Annotated in this window: 15 protein-coding genes; 14 read left to right on the top strand and 1 reads right to left on the bottom strand. The window is 65.7% G+C overall.

All coding sequences use genetic code 11. From position 1 onward, the window contains the following. Positions 1–24: 24 nt before the first annotated feature. Positions 25–549, top strand: coding sequence for a 50S ribosomal protein L10 (gene rplJ / locus NWF34_RS18295; RefSeq protein ID WP_006435322.1), 525 nt, complete (start codon positions 25–27; stop codon positions 547–549). Positions 550–629: 80 nt separating this feature from the next. Further along, on the top strand, positions 630–1,019 hold the full coding sequence (rplL, locus tag NWF34_RS18290) for a 50S ribosomal protein L7/L12 (protein WP_005199657.1): 390 nt from the start codon (positions 630–632) through the stop codon (positions 1,017–1,019). A 144-nt stretch (positions 1,020–1,163) separates the two neighbouring features. Here the strand turns inward: rplL and NWF34_RS18285 are convergent, their stop codons facing one another. Then, on the bottom strand, positions 1,164–2,090 hold the full coding sequence (locus tag NWF34_RS18285; RefSeq protein ID WP_258325709.1) for a type IV toxin-antitoxin system AbiEi family antitoxin domain-containing protein: 927 nt from the start codon (positions 2,088–2,090) through the stop codon (positions 1,164–1,166). Positions 2,091–2,404: 314 nt separating this feature from the next. Here NWF34_RS18285 and NWF34_RS18280 point away from each other — a divergent pair, with 314 nt between their 5' ends. The 12 genes from NWF34_RS18280 (at position 2,405) to NWF34_RS18225 (ending at position 18,141) form a co-directional block, all read left to right on the top strand. Next, a complete protein-coding gene (locus NWF34_RS18280) occupies positions 2,405–3,634 on the top strand; it encodes an ABC transporter ATP-binding protein (protein WP_258325749.1) in 1,230 nt (409 codons plus the stop codon). Next, positions 3,631–4,437, top strand: a complete 807-nt coding sequence (locus tag NWF34_RS18275; protein ID WP_005199661.1) for an ABC transporter permease — start codon at positions 3,631–3,633, stop codon at positions 4,435–4,437. Before NWF34_RS18280 ends, NWF34_RS18275 begins: the two co-directional genes overlap by 4 nt. A gap of 2 nt (positions 4,438–4,439) precedes the next feature. Further along, on the top strand, positions 4,440–5,321 hold the full coding sequence (locus NWF34_RS18270) for an ABC transporter permease (protein WP_258325708.1): 882 nt from the start codon (positions 4,440–4,442) through the stop codon (positions 5,319–5,321). Between the two features lie 2 nt (positions 5,322–5,323). Beyond that, positions 5,324–6,661: an MCE family protein gene (locus NWF34_RS18265; protein WP_005199664.1), complete on the top strand. Its 1,338-nt coding sequence runs from the start codon at positions 5,324–5,326 to the stop codon at positions 6,659–6,661. Continuing rightward, a complete protein-coding gene (locus tag NWF34_RS18260; protein ID WP_005199666.1) occupies positions 6,658–7,740 on the top strand; it encodes an MCE family protein in 1,083 nt (360 codons plus the stop codon). The genes NWF34_RS18265 and NWF34_RS18260 overlap by 4 nt, the downstream gene beginning before the upstream one ends. A gap of 5 nt (positions 7,741–7,745) precedes the next feature. Beyond that, on the top strand, positions 7,746–8,837 hold the full coding sequence (locus NWF34_RS18255; protein WP_024499808.1) for an MCE family protein: 1,092 nt from the start codon (positions 7,746–7,748) through the stop codon (positions 8,835–8,837). Next, entirely contained in the window at positions 8,837–10,186 is a 1,350-nt protein-coding gene (locus NWF34_RS18250; protein ID WP_005199668.1) for an MCE family protein, read from the top strand. The genes NWF34_RS18255 and NWF34_RS18250 overlap by 1 nt, the downstream gene beginning before the upstream one ends. Next, positions 10,186–11,490 carry an MCE family protein gene (locus NWF34_RS18245; protein ID WP_024499809.1) on the top strand — a complete coding sequence of 435 codons (1,305 nt, stop codon included), beginning with the start codon at positions 10,186–10,188 and terminating at the stop codon, positions 11,488–11,490. Before NWF34_RS18250 ends, NWF34_RS18245 begins: the two co-directional genes overlap by 1 nt. Continuing rightward, the gene (locus NWF34_RS18240) at positions 11,487–12,728 is read left to right on the top strand and encodes an MCE family protein (RefSeq protein WP_137809769.1); all 1,242 of its coding nucleotides are present in this window, start codon (positions 11,487–11,489) and stop codon (positions 12,726–12,728) included. Before NWF34_RS18245 ends, NWF34_RS18240 begins: the two co-directional genes overlap by 4 nt. A 94-nt stretch (positions 12,729–12,822) precedes the next feature. Continuing rightward, positions 12,823–13,467, top strand: a complete 645-nt coding sequence (locus tag NWF34_RS18235) for a hypothetical protein (RefSeq protein ID WP_210735179.1) — start codon at positions 12,823–12,825, stop codon at positions 13,465–13,467. Next, on the top strand, positions 13,467–14,306 hold the full coding sequence (locus NWF34_RS18230; RefSeq protein ID WP_024499810.1) for a hypothetical protein: 840 nt from the start codon (positions 13,467–13,469) through the stop codon (positions 14,304–14,306). The genes NWF34_RS18235 and NWF34_RS18230 overlap by 1 nt, the downstream gene beginning before the upstream one ends. 346 nt (positions 14,307–14,652) lie before the next feature. Next, positions 14,653–18,141 (top strand): DNA-directed RNA polymerase subunit beta, encoded by a 3,489-nt coding sequence (locus NWF34_RS18225; RefSeq protein ID WP_024499811.1) that lies wholly within the window; start codon positions 14,653–14,655, stop codon positions 18,139–18,141. Positions 18,142–18,208: the final 67 nt, after the last annotated feature.

The raw sequence follows: 18,208 nt of genomic DNA, 5'->3' as shown, positions 1-18,208 counted from the left end.
AGTGACGAGGAGAGGAGGCGAAGTATGGCCAAGTCCGAAAAGGTCGCCGCTGTTGCGGAGATCGCAGAGCAGTTCAAGGGCTCCACGGCGACGGTTATCACGGAATACCGTGGTCTGTCCGTCACCCAGATCTCCCAGCTGCGACGTTCCCTCGGTGAGGGTGCAACCTACTCCGTCGCCAAGAACACCCTGGTGAAGCGTGCCGCTGCTGAAGCGGGCGTGGAAGGGCTCGACGAGCTGTTCACCGGTCCGACCGCGATTGCCTTCATCGAAGGTGAGCCGGTTGTGGCCGCGAAGGCGATCAAGACTTTCGCCAAGGACAACAAGGCTCTGGTCATCAAGGGCGGGTACATGGACGGCCGCGCGCTGTCCATTGCCGAGATCGAGCAGATCGCCGACCTTGAGACCCGTGAGGTCTTGCTGGCCAAGCTCGCCGGTGCCATGAAGGGCAACTTGGCTAAGGCAGCCGGCCTGTTCAACCAGCCGGCATCGCAGGTCGCGCGTCTCGCAGCGGCCCTGCAGGAGAAGAAGAACGAAGCCGGCGAATAACTCGCCGCACCAAGCCAATCCCCGAACCGTACGGGGATGCACACCAACCCCGTACGGGGACTTACAGGAAGGACGCCACCATGGCGAAGCTCACCGCTGACGAGCTCATCGATCAGTTCAAGGAACTGACCCTGCTGGAGCTCAGCGATTTCGTGAAGAAGTTCGAAGAGGTCTTCGAGGTCACCGCGGCCGCTCCGGTCGCCGTTGCCGCTGCCGGCGCACCGGCTGCCGGTGGCGCCGAGGCTGCTGCCGAGCAGGACGAGTTCGACGTCATCCTCGAGGGTGCCGGCGACAAGAAGATCCAGGTCATCAAGGTCGTCCGCGAGGTCGTCTCGGGTCTGGGCCTGAAGGAAGCCAAGGACCTCGTCGAGGGTGCTCCGAAGGCTCTCCTGGAGAAGGTCGACAAGGACGCCGCCGAGGCTGCCAAGGCCAAGCTCGAAGAGGCCGGCGCCAAGGTCTCCGTCAAGTAAGACTCTTCTTACGCGACTCACGAGCCCGGGACAGCATTGCTGTCCCGGGCTCGTTGCTGTGTTGGCCTGACTCCCAGACTTCATTTCGACGTTGCGACCTCGATCGAAGTCGCAACGTCGAAATGAAGTCTGGGAGTGATGCGCTCAGGCGGCAGTGAGCCCCAACTTCATGAGCCAGGGTCTGAGGAGGCCGACCAGCTCTTCGCGTTCGAGTTCGGCCCACGTCCAGCGGACCACCATGATTCCCATGGCCCGGAGGGCATCCTCGCGCCGCTTCTCGCGGATCAATGCCTCGCGCGGGGTTTCTCCGGGGCGCAGACCGTATTTCTGCATCCCGTCGAACTCACCGACGAGCCGACCCTCCCAGTCGAAGTCCGCCCGCGCCTCGCCCTGTGATGTCTGGAACGTGTGCTGGAGACGGGGAAGAGGGAGCCCGGCTGCAATCATCTGGGCGCGGCTCCACGACTCCCCGACGCCCTCTGAGGACGCGTCGGCGAGCGAAAGGGCTCGTCGTGCGGTGCTGGTCCCGGGTCGCCGTAGACGCGCGTCGAGGATGGCCGTCATGACGGATGAATCGGCCTTCATCGCCAGTCCTCGGTCGAAGGCCACCAGTGCTTGCGCGAAGTTGCCGTTCGTGGCGATGTCGACCGCAGTGCGGTCGAGCGTGGTCACCTCGATCCCGTCGACCATCTTGATGTCGCCGGATGTCAGCGGGCCGTTGTGTACGTGCCGATGGCCGCGGACGAAACCGCCCGCGGTGGACTTCTTGGTGAGATGGACAGCCTCGCGGTCGGGGTGGAGTAGTTCGAGCCCGAGGACGGCTGCCGCCGAATCATGGCTCAGCGTCGCCTTGCCGCGATCACGTGCCGAGGTCGCCACTGCGATGGACTGCAGCCGATGGATCGCGGTGGAATCGGCAGCGTCGGGATCGGCCTCCAAGTAGACCCCGGGGGCCAACCGGATCAAGTCCCCGCTGTCCACCGCCGCCGCGACGGTGTCGTCGCTGATGCCGACCCGCAGCGTCGATTCGCGCCGTATGAGTCCGTATCGATCGGTCGGGAACCATGTCATGGGGATTGGACGCACGACGCGTCATCTCCGTTCAATGCGTCCCCGAAACGGACACTCCCGGAGTGACCTGGGACTCTGCGTCGGGCGTCACAACGGGGTCGGTGTCCGACTTTCCTCACCACTTAACATCAGCTAATGTCATCGACGCGGCGTGGTTACCTGCCGGTAGCTTCCGCCGCTGCCAACGCTGAGGGTGCCGGTCGCTCTGTGAGCGGTCGCTGGTCGGTTACAGTGACCCCAACCACAAATGCCACCGGTTGGTGTGCGGTCACACCGTGGCCGCCTTCGGGGGCAGCGATCGTCTGGAGGAAGTTGTGGGTGTTGAGGTCAGTGTCGAGGGGCTCACAAAGTCGTTTGGTTCGCAGAATATCTGGCGTGATGTCACGCTGACCCTCCCGGAGGGAGAGGTATCTGCACTGCTCGGTCCGTCGGGAACCGGTAAGTCGGTGTTCTTGAAGACGTTGATCGGGTTGCTGCATCCCGAGCAGGGGTCGGTGATCATCGATGGCACCGATATCACGCAGTGTTCGGCCAAAGAGCTCTATGAGATCCGCAAGCTGTTCGGTGTGCTGTTCCAGGATGGTGCCCTGTTCGGTTCGATGTCGTTGTTCGACAACATCGCGTTCCCGCTTCGTGAGCACACGAAGAAGAAGGAGAACGAGGTCCGCGACATCGTGATGGAGAAGATCGATCTGGTCGGTCTGACCGGTGCCGAGGACAAGCTTCCCGGTGAGATCTCCGGTGGTATGCGCAAGCGTGCCGGCCTGGCGCGCGCGCTGGTGCTCGATCCGCAGATCATCCTGTGTGACGAGCCGGACTCGGGTCTGGATCCGGTGCGGACCGCCTACATCTCGCAGTTGTTGATCGACATCAACGCCCAGATCGATGCGACGATCCTGATCGTGACGCACAACATCAACATCGCCCGCACGATCCCGGACAACATCGGCATGTTGTTCCGGAAGGAGCTGGTGATGTTCGGTCCGCGTGAGCAGTTGCTGACCTCGGAGCAGCCGGTGGTCAAGCAGTTCCTCTCCGGTGACCGGTTCGGTCCGATCGGTATGTCGGAGGAGAAGGACGAGGCCGTCCAGAAGCAGGAAGAGGCCATGCAGGCCGCGGGTATCTCCGGTGGTGGTACCAAGGAGGACTTCACCGAGATCATCCCGCAGGTCCAGCCCAATCCGGGTATGCCCGAACGCAAGGCGATCGCCCGTCACCGTGAGCGCGTCCACGCGATGATGCCTGACCTGCCGCAGAACGCGCAGGAGGCCATCCGTCGCAGCCAGGAGCAGGAAGACCAGATCCGCGAGGAGAGCCGCGCCCACGCCGAGGATGTGGCGAACGGACGCCACAGCGGGGACAACGAGTGGACGAGCGCTTCCTCCGGGAACCTGGCCGTCGCCGACGCCAAGACCGACGTGATCGACTACGGCGGCAGCGATGCGCCGACAGAGCAGTGGCAGACGCCCGGTGGCGGCGACGCACTGACCAAGCCCAGTCATCGTGCTTCAGACGCAAACGAAGGGCGGACGATCCAGGGATGACCAATGCCACCACGCGTGGCGTCGACCGAATCGCGCAGGCCGGAACAGGCGCCCTAGCCCAGACCGGCAATATCGTTCAGCTCTTCGTCGATGTTGCACGCCAGACCTTTGTGCGCCCGTTTCAGTGGCGGGAGTTCATCCAGCAGGCGTGGTTCATCGCCAGTGTGACGATCCTGCCCACCGCCCTGATCGCGATTCCGTTCGGCGCGATCGTCTCCTTGCAGACGGGTTCGCTGATCAAACAACTCGGCGCCGAGTCGTACACCGGTGCGGCCAGCGTGCTGGTGGTCATCCAGCAGGGGTCACCACTCGTGACCTCGCTCCTCATCGCGGGTGCGGCCGGGTCGGCGGTTGCCGCCGACCTCGGTTCGCGCACCATCCGCGAGGAGATCGACGCGATGGAAGTGTTGGGCATCAACCCCATCCAGCGACTCGTGGTCCCGCGTGTGCTGGCCATGGTCCTGGTCGCGATACTGCTCAACGGTCTGGTCGCCGTCATCGGCATCGGTGGTGGTTACTTCTTCAACGTGGTGATGCAGGGCGGCACCCCGGGCGCCTACCTGGCGTCGTTCGGTGCCCTCGCCCAGCTGCCCGACCTCTGGGTGTCGACGCTGAAGGCCGCGGTCTTCGGTGTCCTCGCCGGCGTCGTCGCCGCCTACAAGGGCCTCAATCCCAAGGGCGGCCCGAAGGGTGTGGGTGACGCCGTCAACCAGAGCGTCGTCATCACATTCCTTCTGCTGTTTCTCGCCAATCTGATCATCACTGCGGTCTACCTGCAGATCGTCCCACCGAAGGGGAGCTAGTCGTGACCGATGGTGGCGGCGGCGTGACGATCGCCAAGAGCAGGCCCGAGTACTACATGTACGAGGCCCGCAAACAGCTGGGCAAACCACTCAAGGTGCTCGACGGCGCCGGTGAGCAGATGTCGTTCTACGGCCGCACGCTCGCGTGGATGCCGAAGACGCTGGTGCACTACACCCGTGAGGTCCTGCGCCTACTCGCCGAAGTTGCCTTCGGCTCGGGCGGACTCGCGGTGATCGGCGGCACCATCGGCGTGATGGTGCTGATGTCGGGCTTCACCGGCGTCGTCGTCGGCCTTCAGGGTTATGCGGCACTCGACCAGATCGGGTCGCAGGCACTGACCGGCTTCCTGTCGGCCTATGTCAACACCCGTGAGGTGGCGCCTCTGGTGGCGGGCCTCGCCCTGTCCGCGACCGTCGGCTGTGGCTTCACCGCCCAGCTCGGCGCCATGCGCATCTCGGAGGAGATCGACGCCCTCGAGACGATGGCCGTGCCGTCGATCCCGTTCCTCGTGTCGACGCGCGTGATCGCCGGGTTCATCGCGGTCATCCCGCTGTACGTGCTCGGTCTGCTGTCGGCGTACCTGGCGTCTCGGGTGGTCACGACGGTCTTCAATGGACAGTCAGGCGGTTCCTACGACCACTACTTCAACCTGTTCCTGCCGCCGGCCGACGTGCTCTGGTCGTTCGGCAAGGTGCTGGTCTTCGCCTTCGTGATCATCCTGGTGCACTGCTACTACGGCTACTACGCATCGGGTGGACCCGCAGGTGTGGGCGTGGCCGTCGGTCACGCGGTCCGCTCGGCACTGGTCCTCATCGCGATCCTCGACTTCTTCCTGGGACTCGCGATCTGGGGCACCACGACGACGGTCAGAGTGGGAGGTTAGCGGTGTCGGTCCTGCGTAGAAGGCTGCTCGGCCTGGTCTTCTTTCTCGTGGTCGCACTGTTCCTCACCGCGACCATCACCAAGTTCAACAAGACGTTCCAGGACTTCACCGACGTCACCCTGATGACCGACTCCACCGGCAACGCGCTGCCCGCGAACGCCGACGTGAAGGCGCGCGGCATGGTCGTCGGCGAGGTCCGTGAGGTGAAGCCGGCGCCCGACGGGTCGGTCGAGGTCATCCTCGGCCTCGACCCGAACAAGGCGAAGGAACTGTCGGACAAGACCACCGCGCGGATCCTGCCGAAGACGCTCTTCGGCGAGCGGTACGTGGCGCTGCAGGTCCCCGAGGACAACACCGGACCGACGCTGACCAACGGCGCGACCATCGAGACCGATCGCAGCGGCAACGCACTCGAGGTCCAGGAGTTGTTCGACAAGCTGCTTCCGGTCCTCGACGCCATCCCGCCGCAGGATCTCAACGCCACGCTGACCGCGCTGTCGAAGGCGTTGTCGGGCCGCGGTGAGCAGCTCGGCACGACGCTCGAAGAGCTCGACCAGATCTTCGTCGAGGTCAACAAGAACCTGCCCGACCTCGAGGGCACCCTCGAGGGCCTGGCGACCTTCTCGCAGACCTACTCGCAGGCGCTGCCCGACGTCGTCGACGCACTGGACTCGTTCCGGACGACGTCGAACACCATCGTCGAACGGCAGGCAGATCTGCGGACGCTCATCGCGACCCTCGGTGTGGCATCCGACGACCTCACCGGCTGGCTGCGCCAGAACCGCACCGACCTGATCGACCTCGCTGTCGACTCGGAAGAGTTGCTCGTCGGACTCGCGAAGCAGTCGCCGACCTTCGTCTGCACGTTCCGCAACTTCGTGGGTCTGATCCCCGAGTCACGCAGAATCGTGGGCGAGGGCACCAAGAACCCGGGTGTGCGGGTGAACCTGCAGTTCATCAATCCTCGTGGCCGCTATCTACCGAACCAGGACGAACCCCGCTTCATGGATCTCGACCCACCCGCCGTCTGCTACGAGCCCCCCACCGACGGTCGCCCGTTCCCGCAGTATCCGGGTGGCAGTCTCGCCGACGGCAGCTACCAGCCGCCGTCACGCAACGCCGGTCCGCGCAACGTTCAGAAGCTGCCGCAGCCGCAGTTCAGCGGCGTGCCTGCCGGTACCGCATCGGTCCGGTCCAACCCGTTCGACGATCCGGACTACCGCAAGCAGCTGCAGGTCATCTACGGCGCCACGAGCGGCCGTTCGCCGGAGTCGGTGCCGACCTGGGTGACCATGATCGCCGGCGGTTCCCTCCAGGGAGCGCAGGTCGAGATCAAATGAGGTCGATAATCGCGCCCCTGGTCAAGCTGATCATCTTCGCGGTCGTCACCGTCGTGACGACCAGCCTGCTCGCGATCACCATCGCGAACGCCGGCGGCGGCGGAGACGCGAAGTTCAAGGCCGTCTTCGACGACGCCACCCTGCTGAACTCCGGCGACGACGTCCGCATCGCCGGCGTGCGAGTGGGACAGGTGGAGAAAGTCGAGGTCTACGACCGCAACCGGGCGATGGTCTCGTTCAACCTCGACCGCGACCGGTTGCCCGACGGGACCCAGCTCTACATCCGCTATCGCAACCTCACCGGCCTGCGGTATCTGGCGCTCGAACGCGGCGCCGGCGACCCGGCCCGGACCGTGTCGCAGGGTCACACGTTCGGGTTGGACGAGGACGACGACTCCACCCACCCGCCGGTCAACCTCACCGAGTTGTTCAACGGGTTCCGGCCGCTGTTCCAACAGCTGTCGGCCGACGACGTCAACAAGCTGACCTCCGAGATCATCGCGGTCTTCGACGGTCAGGGCGGCTCGATCACGCGGCTGGTCAGCGACACCGCGGACCTCACGAACGCGATCGCCGACAAGGACAAGGTGATCGGTGAGCTGATCGGCAACCTCACCAAGGTCCTCGACACGGTCAACCGCAACGACGAGCAGTTCACCAGCCTCCTCGACAACACCGAGAAGTTGGTGACCGGGCTTGCCGCGCAACGCGGTTCGGTGGGATCGGCGATCAGTTCCGTGTCGAATCTGACCTCGGTGACCGCGAACATCCTCGGTGCGACGCGCCCGTCGATCCAGGGCGACATCGCCGGACTGAAGTCGCTGTCCGACGAGATCAACAAGCGCAACGAGGACATCGAGGAGACGCTGACCAACCTCCCGGTCAAGCTGCGCAAGGTCGGCCGGGCCGCGACCTTCGGTTCCTGGTTCCAGTTCTATCTGTGCGGTATCGACGTCGTCGCCGGCAACGGCAAGTCGACGCTGCTGACACAGCCGCTGGTGCCGCTGCCCGACATCAATCACGTGCTCTACACCAGTGCGGCCACCCGTTGCTGGGCTGACGAGAAGCCAGGGGGGTGACCACGATGGCAGACGAGAACAACCGCGCCGACGACAACGGCGACGACGACGCCGCGAAGCAGCCGGCGCAGCACCCGCATCGCCGCTTCGGCGGACGACGCAGCCCGGTCAGCATCGGCGCCATCGGTGTCCTGATCCTCCTGATGCTCGGACTCAGTGCCTTCTACCTGACCGAGGTTCCGCTGCTGGGCGCCGGCGCCCGCTACACCGCGCAGTTCACCGAGGCCGCCGGACTCAGGGCGGGTAATGAGGTGCGCGTGGCAGGCGTCAAGGTCGGCGAGGTCGAGAGCGTGAAGCTCAACGGCGACCGCGTCGACGTCAGCTTCAAGGTGGAGAACACCTGGATCGGCGACCAGACACAGGCATCGATCCAGATCAAGACGATCCTGGGGCAGAAGTACCTGGGACTGAACCCGCGTGGCAGTGAACCGGCCGACCCCGACGTTCCGCTCACCGACACGGTCTCGCCCTACGACGTCATCGAGGCGTTCTCGGGTGCGGCGCAGCAGATCGAGGACTTCGACAACGATCAGCTGGCCGAGTCGATGCGCGTGCTGTCGGATGCCTTCTCCGGTACGGCCGGCAACACCGGACCCGCGCTCGACGGTCTCGCGCGGTTGTCCAACACGATCGCCAGCCGCGACCAGGAGGTGCAGAAGCTCCTCGCCGCGACCAAGGACACCTCGAAGCTCCTGGCCGATCGCAACGAGGAGTTCGTGCGCCTGATCGGCGGCGCGGGCCAGCTGCTCGACGAGTTGAACAACCGGCAGCAGTCCATCTCCGCTCTGCTGGCCAGCACGACGAGCCTCGGCGACTCGCTTACCGGCATCGTGCGCGACAACGAGGAGCAGATCGGCCCGGCGCTCGACGCGCTGAAGGGCGTGAACGAGCTGCTGCAGCGTCAGAACCAGAACATCCGCGACACGATCAAGAACATGGCGCCGTTCTACCGCCTGTACGCCAACGTCCTCGGCAACGGCCGTTGGTTCGATCAGGTCGTGGTGAACCTACTGCCGCCGGCGCTGCCGCAGCAGAACACCACACGGCCGCCGAACAAGACGGCGATGGAAAACAACGGCGGAACGGGGGCAGGCTGATGACCGCACCAGACCTGACACAGATCTCCGGCCCCGGCCGCTGGTTCACCCCGCGGCACATCGTCGCGCTCATCCTCGGGCTGATTCTCGCGCTCGTCGTCGCGGGCGCCCTGTGGTGGGTGTTCTCCGCGATCGGGACCACCAAGATCACCGCGACGTTCAAACGTTCGGTCGGCATCTATTCCGGTTCCGACGTCCGCATCCTCGGCGTGGCCGTGGGCAAGGTCGATTCGGTGACGCCGCAGGGTGAGACGGTGAAGGTGACCATGACGGTCGACCGCGGCATCACGCTGCCCGAGAACGTCCGTGCCGTGCAGATGATCCCATCGGTCGTCGCCGACCGTTTCGTGCAACTGACCCCGGCCTACTCGGGAGGCCCGAAGGCCGGTCGCGACATCACCCTGAACGAGGACCAGACCATGGTCCCGGTCGAGGTCGACGAGCTCTATGCCAGCGTCAAGGAACTGTCGGACGCCCTCGGGCCCGACGGCGCGAACAAGACCGACGGCACCGGACGCCAGGGCGCGGTGAGTGAACTCGTCGCAACGGGCGCCGAGAACCTCGCCGGCAACGGCGAGAAGCTCGGAAAGGCCATCGAGAACCTGTCGAAGGCCTCCACGACGCTGAGCGATTCGCGGAACAACCTCTTCGACACCGTCAAGGGCCTCAACACCTTCGTCGGCGCGCTGCGCGAGAACGACGCCCAGGTGCGGCAGTTCAACACCCAGATGGCGTCGTTCAACAGGTTCCTCGCGGGTGAGCGCGAACAACTCGCAGCCGCGCTGAACAAGTTGTCGATCGCGCTCGGGGATGTGGCCGGCTTCCTGGCCGACAACCGTGAGCAGATCGGGGAGACGGTCAAGGACCTGCAGCCGACCACGCAAGCGCTGCTCGATGAGAAGAACAACCTCAAAGAGGTCCTGACGGTCCTGCCGGTGGCCATGAACAACCTGATCAACGCCTACGACGCGGAGTCGGGAACGCTGGCCCTGCGTCTGACGATCCCGGAGCTGCAGGACCTGATCGGCGCGCAGTGCCGCCTGCTCGATCTGGGCGCGCTGATGCCGGGCAACCCGCAGTTCACGCAGTTCAGCAACACTCTGCGCCCGCTGATCAACCAATGTGAGGCCATCGGCAAGCAGATCACCGACGGGGTGCTCGAGCCGGTGTTACCGGTGCTGCCCTTCGGCATCATGAGCAACAACAAGCTGCAGAAGGCACCGGTTCCGGGCACGGTTCCGGGCAACCCCGACCCGCAGATCAACACGCCTGCACCGTCGGCGACGAAGACCCCGTCGACGAAGCCGTCACCGAGCTCGAGTGCCCCGCGACCCCGGGGAGGCAACTGATGAACCGACGCTCCGTGCGGACCACCCTGGCCGGCGCCGCGCTCTCGCTGACCGTGATGGTGTCGGGCTGTATGTCCGGCGGCATCCAGTCGATCCCGCTGCCCGGCGGCGTCGACACCGGGAGCAGCCCGCGCACATACAAGATCCAGTTCGACGACGTGCTCGACCTGGTGCCGCAGTCGATGGTCAAACGCGACGGCATCCCCGTCGGGCGCGTCACCAAGGTCGAGGTGCCGAACGACGCCTGGTTCGCGCAGGTCACCGTCGAGGTCCAGAACGACGTCGACCTGTCCGACGAGGCGCAGGCCAGCGTCCAACAGACCTCGCTTCTCGGTGAGAAGTTCGTGTCGCTGAGCGATCCGGACAACAGCGCGAACGCGCCGCGGCAGAATCCCGCCGAGCCGATCCCGGTGGACCGCACGCGTACCGCGACCGACATCGAGCAGGTTCTCGGAGCCCTGGCGTTGCTGCTGACCGGCGGTGGCATCAACCAGCTGCAGCCGATCGTCTCGGAGCTGAACAAGACGCTCGGCGGCCGTACCGACGAGGTGCGCAGCCTGATCGATCAGACGGAGAAACTCATCGCGGGGCTCAATCGTCAGCGCGACGACATCGTCGCCGCGATCGACGGTCTCGCGGATCTGTCCGCACGGACCGAGAAGCAGACCGCACAGATCGACCGCATCCTCAAGCAGCTCCCCGAGGGCATCGAGGTGCTCGAGGAACAGCGACCGCAGTTCGTCGACCTGCTGACCAAGCTCGATCAGCTCGGTCAGGTCGGTACCGATGTGCTGGGCAAGTCCCGCACGGCGCTGATCAACGATCTCAAGGCGCTGCGGCCGATCCTGAGCGAGCTGACCAAGGCCGCACCGGACCTGATCACCGCGGCGCCGCTGATGCTGACGCTCCCGTTCCCGGACTGGGTCCTCCCGGGCTTCCACGGTGACTCGGCCAATCTGTTCATGACGCTGGACCTGCGCATCCTCAACCAGCTCGAGGCCCTCGGCGTCGGGCAGGGGACACCGAAGTACTCGCCGCCGGCCCGCGTGAAGGTGCCGGTCAATCCGCGCAACCCGTACTACAACGGCAACGGGCCGCGGTACGGCTGGCCGACGATCACGCTGCTCCCGCCGGCCCCGAACTCACGGCCGGGACCCAACACCCCACCGTCGGGTGGCACCTACCCGGCCTCGGCGCCCGTACCGGCGGCGCCCGGCCAGGGGGTTCTCGACGGCCCGCTCGCGGCCATGGGTCTGGCCCCCAAGTCCCAGGCCCCTGAGTCACCGACAGGAGCAGGACGATGATCGGCAAGCTCGTCAAGATCCAGCTGATCGCCTTCGTCATCGTCGGCCTCGTCGCACTGGCCTACGTCGGCGCGAAGTACGCACGGCTGGACAAGCTGGTCGGCGTCGGCATGTACACCGTCACCGCCGAGCTGCCCGCCTCCGGCGGCATCTTCACCAACGCCGAGGTCACCTACCTGGGTGTGCCGGTCGGCCGGGTCGGTGCGCTCGACCTCACCCAGGAGGGTGTCGACGTCAAGCTCGAGCTCGACTCGGGCGGACCGAAGATCCCGGCGTCGGCGGTGGCCGTGGTGGCATCGCGTTCGGCGATCGGTGAGCAGTACGTCGACCTGCAGCCGACCTCGGCGTCGGGGCCCTATCTCGAGAACGGCTCGACCATCCGGGAATCGCGGTTGCCCGAGCCGCTCGAGGACGTGGTCAAGTCCGCGGTCGACTTCACCTCGTCGATCCCGGTCGACGACCTGCACACCGTCATCACCGAACTGGGTAACGCATTCAACGGCCAGGGGGAGAACCTCACCCGGCTCGTCGATTCCCTCGGCAAGCTCTCGCGGGCCGGCGTCGACAACCTGAGCGAGGTGGTCGGGCTGATCCAGGATTCGAACGTCGTCCTGGCGACACAGGCCGACCAGTCCGACGCAATCCTCAGCTGGTCGCGCAACCTCGACCTGATCACCGCGACCCTGGCGTCGTCGGATCCGGATCTGCGCCGGCTGCTGACCACCGGCACCTTGTCGGCGACGCAGATCTCCGAGTTGATCCAGAAGAACGGCAACGACATCTCCAAGGTGGTGAAGGATCTCGCCGAGGTGGCGCGCACGATCGAGCCGGTCACCTACACGACGTCGATGACGTTCGCGATGCTGTCGGCACTGTCTGCGGGCAGTTACTCGCCGGCTCCCGGTGACGGTCAGATCCACTTCGGTATCGTCCTGGAGACCAACAACCCGGCCTCGTGTACCCGCGGTTACGAGGGGACCCAGGAGATCATCGCGGAGATGAAGCGCAAGAACCCGAACTTCGACGTCCACTACGACGAGTTCCCGTTCAACACCGAGGCCCGATGCAAGGTGCCGTTCGGGAACCCGACGGGTGTGCGCGGCGCCGACCGTGCGCAGTACGCCAACCCGGCGTACCCGCAGCCGTGGGACAACACGCCGAAGAAGGACCCGGACAAGCTGAACCTCAACCCGCTCGCCATGCAGCTCAGTGCGCTGCTCGGCGTGCGGCCCAAGTAACGACGCGCGGCCTGCCGAGCCCGACGCCCCGCCCAGCGCGGGCCGATCGGGACTTAGGCTGTGCTCAGGAGCGATCTATACAGTGTCTTCTGCTATGACTGGCACCTCGACAATCACCGGCCCCGAGACCCCGGATTCCTCGGGTTCGACGACGACCCGCGTGGGACTACTCGCGCTGTCCGTGGTCGCGGTGATCGCGGCACTCGTGTGCGTGGCGGTCTTCGGTGTCCAGGCCATGGGTGCGTACGCCACCAAGGACGCGCGCGACGAGGCGACCCAGGCAGCCGAGCAGGCCGTCCTGAACATCACCACGATCGACCCGGCGAACATCGACGACTTCCGTCAGCGCGCGGAGGGTTCGCTTACCGGCAAGGCCAAGCAAGAGGTCCTCGGCGACGCGACGGACGGCGATGAGAAGGCCGGCGACGAGAAGGCCGGCGAGACCGGCAACGTCCTCGACGTGCTCGCCGAGGCGGGGGAGAACACCGCGAAGCTCAGTGCGCGGCTGCTGCGCAGTGCGCCGAGCGAGGTCGACGACGAGGGTGGCAAGGCGAAGGTCCTCGTCTACGTCCTCACGACTCTCCAGCGCGCCGGGGAGCCGAACGTCGACCAGACGCGCGGCTTCCAGGTCAGCATGACCCGTGAGGGAGACACCTGGAAGGCCGAGAACGTCGCCGGTCTCGAGGGCATCGAGTACGCCGACGCCGGCCAGGCGCCCGCGACGGGAGGCGGAAACTGATGGCACCGACCCCGAACCAGCCCCCGCGCAAGCGACGTCCGACGCCGAAGGTCGCCGGACACACTCGTGCCGCGCGTTCGGACGCCGACGAGGTGGCCACCGAATCCGGTGTGTCCCTGTCGAAGTCCGACGACGCGGAAGTCTCCGTGCCCGCTGAGGAGCGAGGAGCGGAGACGCCGGGCCTCGAAGGGGCCGAACCCACCCCGCCCACGACCAGGACCCGCCCGGTGTCGCGGGTTTCGACCCTGCGTCCCAGCGGAACGCAGACAGGCGCGGACGGTCCGTCGTCGACCGGTTCTGGGCCGTCTCGGCCGGCCCCCGAGCGGGGACCGGCGAAGAAGCGCAATCCGCTGCTGTTGACCGCGATGCTGGCCGGGGTGGCCGTGCTGCTCGGCGTCGCCGCGGTGATCCTGGCCTTCCGGCCGGGCCTCGGGGAGAACCGGGCGTTCGTCGATCAGAGCGCCACCACCGAGCTCATCGGCCAGTCGCAGGAGCAGATCTGCGCGGTGTGGGGACACGAGCACACCGACCTCGGCGGCTGGGCGAAACGCGCCCAGAACGCGCTCACCGGAGATGCGCGCAAGGAATTCGACGAGTCGCTGAAGACCCAGCGCGACCTGATCACCCAGACCAAGTCGGGAGCCGAATGCCGGGTCGACGCGGTCGGCGTCACCAACCTGTCCGGCGCAGGCGACGGCGCGCGTGCGACGGTCATCGCGAACCTCATCATCAGCGAGACACAGAACAGCATCGCCACCAACAGTCTCGCCCCGCGTGTCCAGTTCGCGATGGTCAAGGAGGGGGATACGTGGCGGATCCAGGGCGTCGAGCCCTTCTGATCGCCGCGTGAGCGCCATGTGGACGGGTGACTCGCGGGACAAGTTGGCGAAATTGGCGCGTACCGCTTGACGTTTGGGCGTTGTCGGGCCAGGCTGTGACCAGCGGTCGACGTGCAGGCAGCCACCCGTGCGAAATCGCTTCTTGACGGGCTTGACAAAGTACGTCTATTTTCTGCTACAGTTGGACGTTGCGCTGGCTGCCTCCTGTCCATCTACCGATCCTTCTACGGCCACTCTTAGCTGTGTGTGCTGCGGTGATCGCCGATCTCAGGGTGTCACCAGCGAACGGCCCATCAAGCCACCGCACATCTAGGTTGTGAATAACGTCGTGTTGGAAGGACGCATCTTGGCAGTCAACCGCCAGTCCACCTCAACAATCCCCGGCGCGCCGCATCGCGCGTCGTTTGCAAAGATCAGCGAGCCGCTGGAGGTTCCCGGCCTCCTCGACCTCCAACTCGATTCCTTCGAATGGCTCGTCGGGTCCCCGGAGTGGCGCGCCAAGGCGATCGCCCGCGGAGACGAGAACCCGACGGGCGGGCTGGAGGACATCCTCCACGAGCTGTCCCCGATCGAGGACTTCTCCGGGTCGATGTCCCTTTCGTTCTCCGAGCCGCACTTCGACGAGGTCAAGGCCTCTGTCGAGGAGTGCAAGGACAAGGACATGACCTACGCGGCGCCGCTGTTCGTCACCGCTGAGTTCATCAACAACAACACCGGTGAGATCAAGTCGCAGACCGTCTTCATGGGCGACTTCCCGATCATGACCGACAAGGGCAGCTTCATCATCAACGGCACCGAGCGTGTCGTGGTGAGCCAGCTGGTCCGCAGCCCCGGCGTCTACTTCGACGCCGCGATCGACAAGGCCACCGAGAAGACCCTGCACACCGTCAAGGTGATCCCGGGTCGCGGTGCGTGGCTGGAGTTCGACGTCGACAAGCGCGACACCGTGGGTGTGCGTATCGACCGCAAGCGCCGTCAGCCGGTCACCGTGCTGCTCAAGGCCCTCGGTTTCACCACCGAGGAGATCTCCGAGCGCTTCGGCTTCTCCGAGATCATGATGTCGACCCTGGAGAAGGACAACACCGCCAACCAGGACGAGGCGCTCCTCGAGGTCTACCGCAAGCTGCGTCCGGGTGAGCCGCCGACCAAGGAGTCCGCGGAGAACCTCCTGGAGAACCTGTTCTTCAAGGACAAGCGCTACGACCTCGCTCGCGTGGGCCGTTACAAGGTCAACAAGAAGCTGGGCCTGACGGCCAACCCGATGATCGGCGAGTCGACCCTGACCCGCGAGGACATCATCGCGACCGTCGAGTACCTGGTGCGTCTGCACGAGGCCGATCCGCACACGGTCACCTACATGACCGTGCCCGGTGGCGTCGAGGTGCCCGTCGAGGTCGACGACATCGACCACTTCGGCAACCGTCGTCTGCGTACCGTCGGCGAGCTGATCCAGAACCAGATCCGCGTGGGCCTCTCGCGTATGGAGCGTGTCGTGCGTGAGCGCATGACCACCCAGGACGTCGAGGCGATCACCCCGCAGACCCTGATCAACATCCGTCCCGTCGTGGCGGCGATCAAGGAGTTCTTCGGAACCAGCCAGCTGTCGCAGTTCATGGACCAGAACAACCCGCTGTCGGGTCTCACCCACAAGCGTCGTCTGTCGGCGCTCGGCCCGGGTGGTCTGAGCCGTGAGCGTGCCGGCCTCGAGGTGCGCGACGTCCACCCGTCGCACTACGGCCGTATGTGCCCGATCGAGACCCCTGAGGGTCCGAACATCGGTCTGATCGGTTCGCTCTCGGTGTACGCGCGGGTCAACCCGTTCGGCTTCATCGAGACCCCGTACCGCAAGGTCGTCGACGGTGTCGTCACCGACGAGATCGAGTACATGACCGCCGACGAGGAGGATCGCTTCCTCATCGGTCAGGCCAACACCAACTTCGACGGCAGCGGCCGTATCACCGACGAGCGTGTGCTGGTGCGCAAGAAGGGCTCCGAGGTGGAGTTCGTGGGCGCCACCGATGTCGAGTACCTCGACGTCTCGCCGCGTCAGATGGTGTCGGTCGCGACCGCGATGATCCCGTTCCTCGAGCACGACGACGCGAACCGCGCCCTGATGGGTGCGAACATGCAGCGTCAGGCCGTGCCGCTGGTGCGCAACGAGTCGCCGCTGGTCGGCACCGGCATGGAGCTCCGTGCCGCCGTCGACGCCGGTGACGTCATCGTGTCGTCCAAGACCGGTGTGGTGGAGGAGGTCTCGGCCGACTACATCACCGTCATGTCCGACGAGGGCACGCGTGACACCTACCGGATGCGCAAGTTCGCGCGTTCGAACCACGGCACCTGCGCCAACCAGCGTCCGATCGTGGACGAGGGCCAGCGCGTGGAGGCCGGTCAGGTCCTCGCCGACGGGCCGTGCACCGAGAACGGTGAGATGGCGCTCGGCAAGAACCTGCTCGTGGCGATCATGCCGTGGGAGGGTCACAACTACGAGGACGCGATCATCCTGAGCCAGCGTCTCGTCGAAGAGGACGTGCTCACCTCGATCCACATCGAGGAGCACGAGATCGACGCCCGCGACACCAAGCTCGGTGCCGAGGAGATCACCCGGGACATCCCGAACGTCTCCGACGAGGTCCTCGCCGACCTCGACGAGCGCGGCATCGTGCGCATCGGTGCGGAGGTCCGCGACGGCGACATCCTGGTCGGCAAGGTCACCCCGAAGGGCGAGACCGAGCTGACCCCGGAGGAGCGCCTGCTGCGTGCCATCTTCGGTGAGAAGGCCCGTGAGGTCCGCGACACCTCGCTGAAGGTGCCCCACGGCGAGACCGGCAAGGTCATCGGCGTGCGCGTGTTCAGCCGCGACGACGACGACGATCTCGCGCCCGGCGTCAACGAGCTGGTCCGCGTGTACGTCGCCCAGAAGCGCAAGATCCAGGACGGCGACAAGCTCGCCGGTCGCCACGGCAACAAGGGCGTCATCGGCAAGATCCTCCCGCAGGAGGACATGCCGTTCCTGCCCGACGGGACCCCGGTCGACATCATCCTGAACACCCACGGTGTGCCGCGTCGTATGAACATCGGCCAGATCCTGGAGACCCACCTCGGGTGGATCGCCAAGGCCGGCTGGAACATCAACGTGGCCGAGGGCGTGCCGGAGTGGGCGTCGAACCTCCCCGAGGACATGTACTCGGCGGAGCCCGACACCAACACCGCCACCCCGGTGTTCGACGGTGCGCGTGAGGAGGAGCTGACCGGACTGCTGTCCTCGACGCTCCCCAACCGCGACGGCGAGGTGATGGTCAACGGCGACGGCAAGGCGACGCTGTTCGACGGTCGCTCCGGCGAGCCGTTCCCGTACCCCGTGTCGGTCGGCTACATGTACATCATCAAGCTGCACCACCTGGTCGACGACAAGATCCACGCCCGTTCGACCGGTCCGTACTCGATGATCACCCAGCAGCCGCTCGGTGGTAAGGCGCAGTTCGGTGGTCAGCGCTTCGGTGAGATGGAGTGCTGGGCGATGCAGGCCTATGGTGCCGCCTACACCCTGCAGGAGCTGCTCACCATCAAGTCGGACGACGTGGTGGGCCGCGTGAAGGTCTACGAGGCGATCGTCAAGGGCGAGAACATCCCGGAGCCGGGTATCCCCGAGTCGTTCAAGGTGCTGCTGAAGGAACTTCAGTCGCTCTGCCTGAACGTCGAGGTCCTCAGCTCCGACGGTGCCGCCATCGAGATGCACGACACCGACGACGAGGACCTGGAGCGCGCTGCGGCCAACCTCGGAATCAACTTGTCGCGCAACGAGTCGGCCACGGTCGACGACCTCGCCAACTGATCCTCACCAACCCGGGCCGGCCGCCGGTTCGTTCGCCACGACCGGCGGCCCGCCCCACTGTCACCCG

It is taken from the genome of Gordonia sp. GONU (genome assembly GCF_024733855.1).
Taxonomy (GTDB): Bacteria; Actinomycetota; Actinomycetes; order Mycobacteriales; family Mycobacteriaceae; genus Gordonia; species Gordonia amicalis.
Note: the sequence above shows the minus strand (reverse complement) of the source record. Positions and strands in the feature narration are given on the sequence as shown.